Source organism: Sphingomonas sp. G5 (genome assembly GCF_052660795.1).
Map to the genome: position 1 here is coordinate 357789 of NZ_CP109660.1, position 12740 is coordinate 370528.

Genomic DNA, 12740 nt, shown 5'->3' on the forward strand with positions numbered 1-12740 from the left:
GCGCCCGGGTGCTCTGGACGCCCCGTGCCCGGAGGTCCGGACCCCGCCGCGATCGCGCGCCTTCGTGCGGAGCCTGCTCCCGCCGCGAGCTATCGCGAAACAGCATCTCGCCGACAAACCGGCGACACCTCGCCACCGACTCGTCAGCGAGATGCAGTCTTGGGGCGTGACCGCGCGGCCCGGGCGCGCGGTACGCGCCGACCCCACGGCGTCCGCCGCGCTCAGCGCGCTCACGGGAATGTTGACCACCCACAACGACCCGGCGAAACGGGACGCGGGGTCGTTGTGGACATATCACAGGGTGTTTGGGTCCACGTTGTGGGAGACCTACCGTAGGAACCGTCCTTTGCAACGTCGAAAGGTGCCGAAGATGACCGACGCCGCCGTCCGTCCCACCACGCCCGCCACGAGCACGCGTACTCCTGTCGGAGGCGCACCCACCGCGCCGCACACCGCCGCCGAAGCGGCGGAGGGCCGCATCGACACCGAGCGTGTCACCGACCTGCTGCTCGGCACCTGGGGCGACACCCGCCGCCAGGCGCGCGAGATGATCAAGGACCCCGCGCTGTGGCGCGATGACAGCCTGGGCATGGACGCGCACCGAGAGCGCACCCTCAGCCAGCTCCACCTGCTCGTCCAGAACAAGGCGGTCCACCGCGCCTTCCCCAAGCGCCTGGGGGGCGAAGAGAACAACGGCGCCAACATCGCCGGTTTCGAAGAACTCGTCGCGGCAGACCCCAGCTTGCAGATCAAGTCCGGCGTGCAGTGGGGCCTGTTCGGCTCGGCCGTTCTTCAGCTGGGCACCCGTGAGCACCACGACAAGTGGCTGCCCGGCATCATGAGCCTCGAGATCCCCGGCGCTTTCGCGATGACCGAGACCGGACACGGCTCCGACGTGTCGGCCATCGGAACGACCGCGACCTACGACCCCGAGACCGAGGAGTTCGTCATCCACACGCCGTTCCGCGGCGCGTGGAAGGACTACCTCGGCAACGCCGCCGTGCACGGCAAGGCAGCGACCGTGTTCGCGCAGCTCATCACGAAGGGCGTGAACCACGGTGTGCACTGCTTCTACGTGCCCCTGCGTGACGACGAGGGGAACTTCCTCCCCGGCATCGGCGGAGAGGACGACGGCCTCAAGGGCGGTCTGAACGGCATCGACAACGGTCGGCTGCACTTCGACCAGGTCCGTGTGCCCCGCACGAACCTCCTCAACCGCTACGGCGACGTGGCTGCCGACGGCACGTACTCCAGCGACATCGCCAGCCCCGGCCGCCGCTTCTTCACGATGCTCGGCACGCTCGTCCAGGGTCGTGTCTCGCTCGACGGAGCCGCCGCGTGGGCCTCGGCCATCGGCCTGATCATTGCCGTCACCTACGGCAACCAACGCCGCCAGTTCGACTCGGGCAACGGCACCCCCGAGGTCACCCTGCTCGACTACGGCAAGCATCAGCGTCGGCTCCTGCCTCGTCTGGCGACGACCTACGCCGAGATCTTCGCGCACGACGAATTCCTGCAGAAGTTCGACGGCGTCTTCAGCGGCCGCCTCGACACGGATGCCGACCGCGAAGACCTCGAGACCCTCGCCGCAGCGCTCAAGCCCCTGTCGACCTGGCACGCCCTCGACACCCTGCAGGAGTCGCGCGAAGCGTGCGGCGGCCAGGGCTTCCTCTTCGAGAACCGTCTCGTGGGCCTGCGCGCCGACCTCGACATCTACGTCACCTTCGAGGGGGACAACAACATCCTGCTGCAGCTCGTCGGCAAGCGACTGCTCGCCGACTACGCCAAGCAGTTCAAGGGCAAGGATGCCAAGCAGCTCGCCGCCTTCGCGGTCGGACAGACCGCCGGGAAGCTCTTCCACGGCGCCGGAATGCGTCAGCTCGGTCAGGCCGTCAGCGATTTCGGCTCGACGGCGCGCTCCGTCGAGAAGGGCCTCCGAGCCGAGCAGCAGCATGAGCTGCTCGCCGGTCGCGTGCAGCAGATGATCGCCGACATCGCCGGGCGTCTGCGCCCGGCATCCAAGCTCTCCCGAGAAGACGCGGCGGCGTTGTTCAACGAGAATCAGGCGCAGCTGATCGAGGCCGCGCGTGCCCACGGCGAGCTGTTGCAGTGGGAGGCGTTCACCGACGCCATCAACCGCATCGACGATCGCGACACGCTCACGGTGCTGACCTGGCTGCGCGATCTGTTCGGTCTGCAGCTCATCGAGAAGCACCTCGCGTGGTACCTGATCAACGGACGCCTCTCGACGCAGCGCGGCGCAGCAGTGTCGAGCTACATCGACCGCCTCTGCGCGCGGCTCCGCCCGCACGCGCAGGACCTGGTCGACGCGTTCGGATACGGGCCCGAGCACATCCGCGCCTCCATCGCGTCGGGTGTCGAAGACGATCGTCAGAACGAAGCCGCGGCGTACTACGCCGCTCAGAAGGCCGCGGGCACCGCTCCTACCCCGGAGAAGAAGCCCGCCCGGTGACGCGCGAGGCGGGCGGCGGAAGGAGGGGGGCGCCGCCGTCCGCTTCGCGTTCCGACGCGCGAGCAGCGATGTCGGGGCTCCGCTCTAGCCTGGGGGCATGAGCGACCTTTCGATCGATGATGACGGCACGGCTCGCTGCGCGTGGGCCGGTGCCGACGCCGAGTATCAGCGGTACCACGACGAAGAGTGGGGCACCGCCTTGCACGGGGACCGTCGGCTGTTCGAGAAGATGAGCCTCGAGGGCTTCCAGGCGGGTCTCGCCTGGATCACGATCCTGCGCAAGCGCCCGCGTTTCCGCGAGGTCTTCCTCGACTTCGAGCCCCGGGCGGTGGCCGGGTTCGGCATCGACGACGTCGAGCGCCTGATGCAGGATGCCGGCATCGTCCGCAACCGCGCCAAGATCGAGGCCGTGATCGGCAACGCCGCCCTGGTCGCCGAGATGGGCGAGGGCGAGCTCGACGCCCTGCTGTGGTCGTTCGCGCCGGTGGATCATGCACCGCCCGCGACCTTCGCCGAAGTCCCCGCCCTGACGCCGGAATCCACCGCGATGAGTAAAGAGCTGCGTCGTCGCGGTTTCCGGTTCGTCGGTCCCACCACGATGTACGCGCTCATGCAGTCCTCGGGCATGGTCGACGATCACGTCGCCGGGTGCTGGCGCGCGGCTGGCTCGTGACCCCTTCGACGGGGGCGGATGCGCGGTGGGCCGCCGCACACGGGTAGAGTGGGGTGCGGAGCCATTGGCTCCCAGCGTCGTCGAACGCACCGGCCCCTTCTTCTCGGGCCTTTGACCTTCACGGCGAACGGATGCGCCACCCGGCGCCTTCGCCCCCTGCAGCCGCAGCATCGCGGCATCCCGAACCGCCGTGCGCGCGTGCGCCGCGGCTGGAGTATTCATGACGTCCCAGACTTTCGCCGACCTCGGCGTGCCCGCCCCCCTCGTCGACGTTCTCGCCTCGCAGGGCAAGAACGACGCGTTCCCCATCCAGGCAGACACCCTGCCCGACACCCTCGCCGGCCGTGACGTGCTCGGCCGCGGTAAGACCGGCTCGGGCAAGACCCTCGCCTTTTCTCTTCCCCTCGTCGCGCGCCTCGCCGGCAAGAACGACCGCCGTCGCGGCCGCAAGCCCCGCGCCCTCGTGCTCGCTCCCACCCGCGAGCTCGCCAACCAGATCGACGAGGTCATCAAGCCCCTCGCCGCGGCCTACGGCCTGGTCACCACCACCGTGTACGGCGGCGTGAACCAGAAGCGCCAGGTCGACGCGTTCAACGGCGGCGTCGACATCCTCGTCGCGTGCCCCGGTCGCCTCGAAGACCTCATCGGTCAGGGCCACGCGAGCCTCGACGACGTCGAGATCACCGTGCTCGACGAGGCCGACCACATGGCCGACCTCGGCTTCCTCCCCGGTGTCACGCGTCTGCTGTCGCGCACGCCCGCCAACGGCCAGCGCATGCTGTTCTCGGCCACCCTCGACAACGGTGTGGACAAGCTCGTCAAGCGCTTCCTGCGCAACGAGGTGCTGCACTCGGTCGACGAGGCGCACTCGCACGTCGCCGCCATGACCCACCACGTGTTCGCCCCCGCCGACGCCGACGCCAAGAAGGAGCTCGTGCAGACGCTCGCCTCGGGCACCGCGCGCCGCATCCTGTTCATGCGCACCAAGCACCAGGCCAAGAAGCTGGCGAAGGCCCTGACGGCCGCGGGTATCCCCTCGGTCGACCTGCACGGAAACCTGTCGCAGCCGCAGCGCGACCGCAACCTCGCCGCCTTCGGCGACGGCCGCGCCAAGGTGCTCGTCGCGACCGACGTCGCCGCCCGCGGCGTCCACGTCGACGGTGTCGAGCTCGTCGTGCACGTCGACCCGCCCGTCGAGCACAAGGCGTACCTGCACCGCTCGGGCCGTACCGCCCGTGCCGGCACCGCCGGCGACGTCGTGACGATCATGCTCCCCGAGCAGCGTCGCGACACCCTCGACATCCTGCGCAAGGCCAAGATCTCGGCCACGCCCACGGCCGTGACGCCGACCTCTCCCGAGGTCGTCGCCCTGGTCGGCGAGGTCGCTCCGTACGTCAAGCCCGAGCCGATCGTCGCGCAGCCTCAGGGCGGCGGACGCTCGCAGGGCGCGAACGCCCAGCGCAAGCGCGCCGAGCGCGCCCAGGGTGCGGACGCCGCATCCGCCGGCGGCGGACGTCGTCGCCGTGGCCGTGGCGCCGGCGGTCCCTCGGCCGATGCCCCCGCCGCTGCGGGCCACGCGCCCCAGGGCGGCCGTAGCCAGGGCCAGCGCTCCGGTGCCGGTCGCGGCCAGGGCACCGGTGGCGGACAGCGCGCCGGAGCGGGCGCCTCGCGTTCGCAGGGCGCGGGCCGTTCGGCATCCGGAACCCCCACGACCGGGATGGTCGTCGGCGCGCGCAGCCCCCGCACGAACCGTCGCGCCCAGGGCTGATCCACGTCACGAGGCCCCCGCAGATCCGTCTGCGGGGGCCTCGTCGTTTCTCTGGTCGTTCACGGGGTTTCGTCGGCGCACGCGGACGGGATCATCGACCCCGGTCCCGGTGCGGGCCGCGACGGCGGTACGGTCGTTTTCGCGGGTACTCCGGCCGACCTGGTCGCGGCGGGCTCGAGGTCGACCGTCGAGCATCTTGCGCGGTACGTCGGATTGTGACGTCATCGCCGGGACCTGCGGCCATTGTGAAGAAAGGAACCGCCCCAGATGACTCCCGGTGAACTCGTCGATCGCTATCTCGCCGCTCTGCAGAACGCCGACCTCGAGGCGGTGTTGGCGCTGTTCGCGCCGCAGGCCCGAGTGAACTCGCCGCTGTACGGGACGCTCGCACCCGAGAACTTCTACCCCGTCCTCTTCGCCGACACGCAATCGTCGAAGCTCACGCTGCTCAGCGTGATGAGAGATCTTTCGGGCGCGCCGATCCTCAGCTTCTGGTTCCGGTTCGACTGGGTGCTGGCCGACGGTTCCCCCGCGCCGTTCACGGTCGTCGATGTGGCTGAACTCGCCCCCGACGGACGCATCGAGACGCTGCACATCGTCTACGACACCGCCGAGGTGCGCCAGACGTTCGACGCGGGGCGCGTCAGCGATCCCTCCTGATCACCGCCCACCCCATCGGGCGGAGACGGCGGCCTCAGCCGCGCGGCGGAAGGGTCGCGTCGTGCAGGTGGCGATCGCCGTGAGAGAGGACTTTGACCATCACGCCGCGTCGACGAAGGTCCGCGACGGCACGCGTCTCGTCCTCGCGCGTCAGGCCGAGAGCGTGCACGCTCGCGACGACGAGAACGTCACCGCGCGTCAGCGTTCCGAAGAACCGGTCGAGTCTCTTCGACCATCCCTCGAGGGTCTCGGGCGCGGGGTGACGGAAGCCCTCGATCGGCACGCCGAAGCGGGTGAGATCGTCGCGCTGCTGCTTGACGGTCTCCATGTCGGGGCGCGAGACCACGAGGCCGACCAGCCGCGAACCGGCGGGGCGTGCACGCCACCAGTCGCGGTCGCTCTGCAGCTCGGTGAAGCACTTCGGGCACTCCGCCGCTGCGTGCGCGAGCGGCACGGGACTCGTCCCGGCGGCATCCGCGGATGACGGCATCGTCGGGATCGGATCGCTCATGGAAACCTCCGCGTCCATTCTGCCGCACGACCCTGCGAATCGGCCCGTCCCTGCCCCGAGACGCCATGTCCCGTTCTTGTCGCTGTATGTCCCGGATTGTGCGGCTCAGCGTGCCTCCAGGCGACACAAAGTGGGACACGGGTTCGGCCGAGCGTGTGGCACGTGGCCGCGGGCAGACGCACCGCGGGCCCGCCGCGACGCGCACGACGGGTCCGCAGGCGACCGCCTCAGTGAGCCGAGTAGCCGCCGTCCACGAGGTGGTAGCTGCCGGAGATGAACGAGGCGTCGTCGCTCAGGAGGAACAGCGTGAGCGCCGCCACCTCGGCGTCGGTGCCGAGACGGCCCGTGGCGTGCTCTCTCTCGAGGTGGGTCAACGCCTCGGGCGACAGGCTCGAGCGCACCAGCGGGGTGTCGATGAACCCCGGGCCGACGGCGTTCGTGCGGACGCCCTGGGCGGTGTACTCCAGCGCCGCGACCTTCGTCAGTCCCACGAGGGCGTGCTTGCTCGCGACGTAGGCTGCGTTCTGCGCGATGCCCACGGAACCCAGCACGGATGCCATGTTGACGATCGCCCCTCCTCCGGAAGCGACGATCGCGGGAAGCTGGAACTTCAAGCCGTAGAAGACACCGTCGAGGTCGACGGCGCGCACGCGGTCCCAGGCCTCGACGTCGTAGTCGCCGATGTTCTGGGGAGCGGCACCGATGCCGGCGTTGTTCACGGCGAGGTGCAGTCCGCCGTGTGTCTTCTTGGCGAACTCGACGGCCGACTCGGAGTCCTGCCATTTCGCGGTGTTCTGCGCGAAGGCCGAGGCGGTCCCGCCCACGACGGTGATTTCCTGGGCGACGCGCTCCGCGGCATCCAGGTTGATGTCGGTGACGACCACCGACGCGCCTTCTGCGCCGAGCTGCCGCGCGATGGCGGCTCCGATTCCGCTCCCGCCGCCGGTGACGAGGGCGACTTTCCGATCGAACCTGCTCATGGGTACTTCTCTCCCGCCGTCGAGTCACCACGGCTCTCGCGATGACCGCATGCGCGTGAATGGAAACCGTCAGGCGGGCCGCGGTATTCCGCCTCAGCCGTCGGCGCCATCGTCGATGCGTAGTTCGAGGCTCAGTTGGTCGGCGTCCAGCTCGGCGAGGGCGTGCCGGAGTGCCGCGGTGCTGAAGCGTCCGTCGCGGCTCAGGTCATCGAGTCGCGTGCGCATCGCCTCGATCGAGGCGCGTCGGAGCTCGAGCAGATCCCGCACTCGCGCGGTCGCGTCGTCGTCCTCGTTCGGAGGCTGCACGAGGCGTGCGCCCGCCCGCTCGATCAGGTCGGCGGGGAAGGGCTCGCCGTTCTGTCGGGCGAGCGCGCCCGACTGCACCGCCGAGATCGCGGCATCCCGGAGCTCCGCGCTCAGGGCGCGCTGCTCGTCTCGCGACGGCCCCTCGCCGCCCTCGCCGCTGAGACCCACGGTCCGGACCACCGCCGATAGCGTCAGCCCCTGCGCGACGAGGCTGAACAGCGCCACGAGGAAGGCGACGAAGATCAGTAGGGGGCGCTGGATGTTCGGGTCCTCGGGGAGAGTCTGCGCCGCGGCCAGAGTGACCACGCCCCTCATACCCGCCCACACGATCACCGTGCCGTGGCGCGCGGTCAACGGGGAGTCGCGGTAGTAGTCGAGATCCGCCATCGTACGTGCGATGCGCGAGCGCATCCATCCGATGCGGCGCTCGGTCCGTGCGGGGTCGGCGCCGCGCTCGCCGAACTGCTCCGGTGCCTCGCGGTAGGCCTCTTCGAAGCGGTCGAGGCGCTGCTGCGCCCCCTCGATCCGATCCTGGTGCCGGGGGTGACGGCGGCTGCGCCGGGCCTGGAGCCCGATCAGGCCCGTCACGTAGAGTGCGCGCACGAGCAGCACGATCCCCAGGGCCGACAGCGCCAGCCAGGTGCCGTGCCAGAGGCCCTCGTGCTCTCTGAGGTTGGCGACGACGATGTCCTTCAGCTCGAGACCGAAGACGAGGAAGACGCCGCCTTCGAGGATCAACTCGACCGTGCGCCAGTTCAGGCGATCGCTGATGCGCTGCTCGGGCGTGAACCGCCGCGCGGCTCCCTGGCCCGTGACGATGCCCGCGACCACCGCCGCGACCAGGCCCGACCCGCCCAGGTGCTCGGTCGGCAGATAGGCCAGGAACGGGATCGTGAAGCTCAGCGCGGTGTTCGCGGCGGAGTTCGACACGCGTTCGCGCACGCGCAGGTTCACCCACCCGATCGCCGCGCCGAGCACGAGCGCGATGACGACGGCCCAGGCGAAGTCGGCGAGGGCGTCGCCGAACGCGAAACCGGATGCCACGGCCGCCACGGCCGTGCGCAGCAGGACGAGCGCGGTGGCGTCGTTCAGCAGGCTCTCGCCCTCGAGCATCGTCACCACGCGCGGCGAGATGCCCAGGCGCTTGGCGATCGAGGTGGCCACGGCATCCGTGGGACTGAGGATGGCCCCCAGGGCGATGGACAGGGCGAGACCGAGACCGGGGATGACGGCCCAGAAGAAGAGTCCGAGAACGAGCGAGCTGAACACGACGAGCACCACCGAGAGTCCGGCGATGGGGGCGAAATCGCGGCGGAACTCGATGGCGGGCAGCTGCACCGCCGCCGAGTAGAGCAGGGGCGGGAGCACCCCGACCAGGATGACCTCCGGGTTCACCGAGAAGGGCGCGACGAACGGCAGCAGGCTCACTCCCGCGCCGACCGCCAGAAGAACGAGCGGTCCGGCGACGTTGAAGCGCGGCCCGATCACCGTGGCGAGAGCGACGACCACCACCCCGGCGAGGACGAGGAGGAGGGGATCGATCATCCTTCGAGGCTAGCCCTCCGTGCGCCGCGGTCCCGATCGATGAGACAGCACCCCGCTGAACCTCAGCTCTCGGCGCGCACCGCCTCGGCCACGGCTCGCATGCCGGTCAGGGTTTCGGAGAAGCTCGTCGACAGCGGCGAGAGACCGATGCGCAGCCCGTGCGGATCGCGGTAGTCGGGAATGACGTCGCCCTTCCACAGGCGAGCCGTCACGGCCCGCATCGCCGGGTGCGAGAGCGTCACGTGCCCCCCGCGTTCCGCCGGATCGCGCGGCGACGCGAGGCGCACGCCGAGCGGACTCAGGATGCCGTCGGCCACCCGCACCGCGAACTCGGTGAGTGCGACCGATTTCGCGCGCACGGCGCCGATACCGGCGTCGTCGAGGAGGTCGAGAGTGTCCTGCATCGCGATCATGGCGAGCACCGGAGGGGTGCCCGAGAGGAAGCGGCGCATGCCGTCGGCGGGTCGGTACAACGGGCCCATCGAGAAGACGTCGGCGGCACCCATCCACCCCTGCACCGGCTGGGTGAGTGCGGCGTGGTGACGCGCGGCGACGTACGCGAAGGCGGGGGACCCGGGCCCGCCGTTGAGGTACTTGTACGTGCAGCCGACGGCGAGATCGGCGCCCCACGCGTCGAGCTCGACCGGAACCGAACCCGCCGAGTGGCAGAGGTCCCAGAGCACGAGCGCGCCGGCGCGGTGCGCGACGGCGGTGAGCTCGGCACCGTCGGCGAGAAAGCCCGAGCGGTACGAGACGTGGCTCAGCAGCACCACTGCGGTGCGGGGACCGACGGCGGCGCGGAGCAGGTCGGCATCCACTCCCCGTGTCGTATCGACGTCGATCCAGACCACGCGCGCTCCGCGCTCGGCGGCGATCCCTTCGACGAGGTAGCGATCGGTGGGGAAGTCGTCGCGTCCGACGACGATCTCGACACGCTCCGGGTCACGGGCCGTCTGCGCGTCGAGGGCCGCGCGCAGCATCTTGTACAAGAGCACGGTGGTCGAGTCGCCGATGACCGTCTGACCGGATGCCGCGCCCAGCGCCAGTGCCCCGATCCGATCGCCGATGACGAACGGCAGCTCCATCCACGCTTCGTCCCACCCGCGGATGAGGCGCCCGCCCCACTCCTCCGTGACGAAGCGCGCGAGGCGTTCGGCGGTGGCGCGCGGCGGTCGGCCCAGCGAGTTGCCGTCGAAGTAGACCAGCGAGCTGTCGCTGCCGACGAACGCGTCGCGGTGAGGTGCCAGAGCGTCGGCCGCGTCGAGCCGCTGCGCCTCGGCCTCGAACGAGTGGTGGGGGAGTTCGAGTCGGTCCACGGAGCCGAAGTCGGGGGAGGGGTCAGTCGACACGGGTCAGCTCCTCGGTCGGGACGACGGTCGCGTGGCTCAGCCACGTCGCGACCTCGTCGTCGTCGGTGGGGGCGGCGCCGGCGACGAATGTCGAGACGGCGTCGAGGGGCCGGGCGCGGGGCCAGGGGTCGGTGAGTGCGGTCACGAGAGCGTCGCCGCGCACGCCTGCCTCAATCAGCGCGAGGAGCTCTCGTCGATTCACCCCGAGGGGGAGGGAGCCGTTGCCCAGATCGGTCCCGTAGAGCACGCGCCCACCCCGCGCGGCGAACGCGCGGAGGTTGGCGATCGCCCGCTCGCGGTCGGCGCCGCGGTGGATGTCGAGCGTCGAGATCCAGGCCTGTCCCGCAGCGACGGCTCGAGCCAGCGTTCGCCGCGAGACGGGAGCGTCGAACGGCGTGTGCGCGAGCACCGAGACGCCGGCCGCGATCGCGCGGTCCACCTGGCCCGGTCCCTGCGCGTGCGCGACGACGGGAAGACCCCGCTCGGTGGCCGAGGCGACCACGGCCGCGAGGGCCGCGTCGGTGAGCACGGGCCCGGCGTCGGCATGGAGCGTGACCTTGATGACCTTGGCTCCGGCATCCGCCTGCTCGTCGACGGCTGTCCGGGCTCCGTCGTGGACCCCCGGATGCCGTGAGGCGTCGGTCACGTACCGCACGACGGACCGTGGCGCCCAGGAGCGGCCGTCGGGATACCCGCCGGGGACGGTGAGGAAGGCACCGGCGAACGCGATGCGGGGGAGGCCTTCGGGCCGACGAGCGAGAGCGGCGGGATCGCCGCCGAGGTCGACGACGGCGGCGATCCCTCGCCGAGCCAGAGACCCGGAGTCGATCAGATGCAGGTGCACGTGGTGATCGACGAACGCGGGCAACGCGCTCCCCGCCTCGGCGGTGAGCGCGCGGCGCACGGGCCACGCGGCGGAGAGGGTCACGCCGACGCGATCAGATCAGCGACAGCTCGCGGAGTTTGCTCTCGACGTCGGCGTTCGACGGCTCGACGTGGTGGCTGGAGTCGGGGTAGACGACCACGGGAATGCTGGTGCGTCCCGAGATCTCCTTCGCGACGTCGGCGGCAGAGGGGTCGGCCACGAGGTCGATGTACTCGTAGTCGATGCCGAGCTCGTCGAGCTGCTTCTTGGTGCGGATGCAATCGCGGCACCAGTCGGCGCCGAACATACGGATGGGTGCGTCGGAGGACATGCGTCCAGCGTACGCCGCGGGGCGGTGAGCGGCGCCGCGAGTCAGGCCGTAACTTCGTCTTCGAGGGGCTCGATGGCGCGCACGGCCTTGCCGACGCGGCTCTTCTTGGGTGCGTAGACCACCAGCGCGTGGAAGACGAAGCGCACCACGAAGGCGGCGATCAGCGTGAGCGCCGCGGCGATGACGCTGGGCATGTGCGCCTGGCTGACCAGGACCCAGATCACCGGGATGCGGATGATCGCCTCGACGCCGTTGAAGGTGAACGACTTGATGAAGCGGTGCCGCATGAGCCCCGACTCGGCGCGCATGTCGGCGAACACGAGGTACTCGAGCGCGATGAAGTTCGCGACGATCGTCACGATGCTGGCGATCACCGCGGCGATCAGATACTGCACGCCGAACGCCTGCAGGGCCCACATGATCGCGAGGTTGGCCAGGGCGCCGAGGCCGCCGACGACGGCGAACGCCGACATGCGGCCGAAACGCAGCATGGTGAGCTGCACGAGGAAGCGCATGCCCTGACTGAACGAGGCCTTCGACTCACCGGCGAAGCGGGGCGCGAACGAGAAGGGGACTTCGACGACGCGCATCTGCTTGCGGGCCAGGATCTCGAGCAGGATTTTGAAACCGCGCGGCTGCAGCGTCTCGATCTCGAGTGTGCGGCGGTCGACGAGGAAGAAGCCCGTCATCGGATCGGTGCAGTTGTTGAGCTTGCGCGGGAACATCGCCTTGGTCAGCAGCGTCGACGCGCGCGATACCGCGGTGCGCACCGCGTTGGCGAGCCCGTCGGAGGTGCCCCCGGCGACGTACCGCGAGGCGACGACGACATCGGCGTCGCCCACCTCGGCGCGCGCGAGCATGTCGGCGATGACCTCGGGCGGGTGCTGCAGGTCGCCGTCCATGACGACGCAGAAATCGGACTCCGCCGCGCGGATACCCTCGACCACCGCGCCGCCGAGGCCGCCCACGGGGTTGTCACGGTGGATCAGGCGGACGGGGATGTCGGATGCTGCCGCGACCGCTCGGATGACGTCGGGGGTGTCGTCGGTCGAGTCGTCGACGAAGATGACCTCGATGGTGCGACCGAGCAGCGCGTGGGTCGTTCGTCGGACGAGCTCGGCGACGTTCGGACCTTCGTTGAAGGTCGGAACGATGACGGAAAGGTCCATAGATGCTCGCGTTTTCTCGGTGAGACAGAAGTGAACAGCGCAGACCGGCCGACGCGTGCCCAGTCTGAAAGTCTGGCGTACTTACCTGGGAGATCACGGATGCCTCCCTC

The 12740-nt window shown here is 70.2% G+C and carries 11 protein-coding genes; 4 read left to right on the top strand and 7 right to left on the bottom strand.

Annotated elements, in window-relative coordinates:
- The first annotated feature begins 370 nt into the window (after positions 1–370).
- From NE358_RS01695 to NE358_RS01710, 4 genes are all read left to right on the top strand, one after another.
- Positions 371–2473 (top strand): acyl-CoA dehydrogenase family protein, encoded by a 2103-nt coding sequence (locus NE358_RS01695; RefSeq protein ID WP_103206893.1) that lies wholly within the window; start codon positions 371–373, stop codon positions 2471–2473.
- Between the two features lie 97 nt (positions 2474–2570).
- On the top strand, positions 2571–3146 hold the full coding sequence (locus tag NE358_RS01700; protein ID WP_103206892.1) for a DNA-3-methyladenine glycosylase I: 576 nt from the start codon (positions 2571–2573) through the stop codon (positions 3144–3146).
- Positions 3147–3366: 220 nt separating this feature from the next.
- The gene (locus NE358_RS01705) at positions 3367–4914 is read left to right on the top strand and encodes a DEAD/DEAH box helicase (RefSeq protein ID WP_056225904.1); all 1548 of its coding nucleotides are present in this window, start codon (positions 3367–3369) and stop codon (positions 4912–4914) included.
- 267 nt (positions 4915–5181) lie between these two features.
- A complete protein-coding gene (locus tag NE358_RS01710; RefSeq protein ID WP_289940829.1) occupies positions 5182–5574 on the top strand; it encodes a nuclear transport factor 2 family protein in 393 nt (130 codons plus the stop codon).
- A 34-nt stretch (positions 5575–5608) separates the two neighbouring features.
- Here the strand turns inward: NE358_RS01710 and NE358_RS01715 are convergent, their stop codons facing one another.
- The 7 genes from NE358_RS01715 to NE358_RS01745 form a co-directional block, all read right to left on the bottom strand.
- Positions 5609–6085 carry a recombinase family protein gene (locus NE358_RS01715; protein ID WP_103206888.1) on the bottom strand — a complete coding sequence of 159 codons (477 nt, stop codon included), beginning with the start codon at positions 6083–6085 and terminating at the stop codon, positions 5609–5611.
- A gap of 227 nt (positions 6086–6312) precedes the next feature.
- Positions 6313–7065: an SDR family NAD(P)-dependent oxidoreductase gene (locus NE358_RS01720; RefSeq protein ID WP_289940834.1), complete on the bottom strand. Its 753-nt coding sequence runs from the start codon at positions 7063–7065 to the stop codon at positions 6313–6315.
- Positions 7066–7158: 93 nt separating this feature from the next.
- Positions 7159–8916: a cation:proton antiporter gene (locus tag NE358_RS01725; RefSeq protein WP_289940835.1), complete on the bottom strand. Its 1758-nt coding sequence runs from the start codon at positions 8914–8916 to the stop codon at positions 7159–7161.
- A gap of 62 nt (positions 8917–8978) precedes the next feature.
- A complete protein-coding gene (locus NE358_RS01730) occupies positions 8979–10265 on the bottom strand; it encodes a kynureninase (protein ID WP_499318214.1) in 1287 nt (428 codons plus the stop codon).
- Positions 10255–11193: an amidohydrolase family protein gene (locus tag NE358_RS01735; protein ID WP_289940837.1), complete on the bottom strand. Its 939-nt coding sequence runs from the start codon at positions 11191–11193 to the stop codon at positions 10255–10257. The genes NE358_RS01730 and NE358_RS01735 overlap by 11 nt, the downstream gene beginning before the upstream one ends.
- A 10-nt stretch (positions 11194–11203) precedes the next feature.
- Positions 11204–11461: a glutaredoxin family protein gene (locus NE358_RS01740; RefSeq protein ID WP_103206884.1), complete on the bottom strand. Its 258-nt coding sequence runs from the start codon at positions 11459–11461 to the stop codon at positions 11204–11206.
- A gap of 41 nt (positions 11462–11502) precedes the next feature.
- The gene (locus tag NE358_RS01745) at positions 11503–12630 is read right to left on the bottom strand and encodes a glycosyltransferase (protein ID WP_103206883.1); all 1128 of its coding nucleotides are present in this window, start codon (positions 12628–12630) and stop codon (positions 11503–11505) included.
- Between the last annotated feature and the right edge of the window lie 110 nt (positions 12631–12740).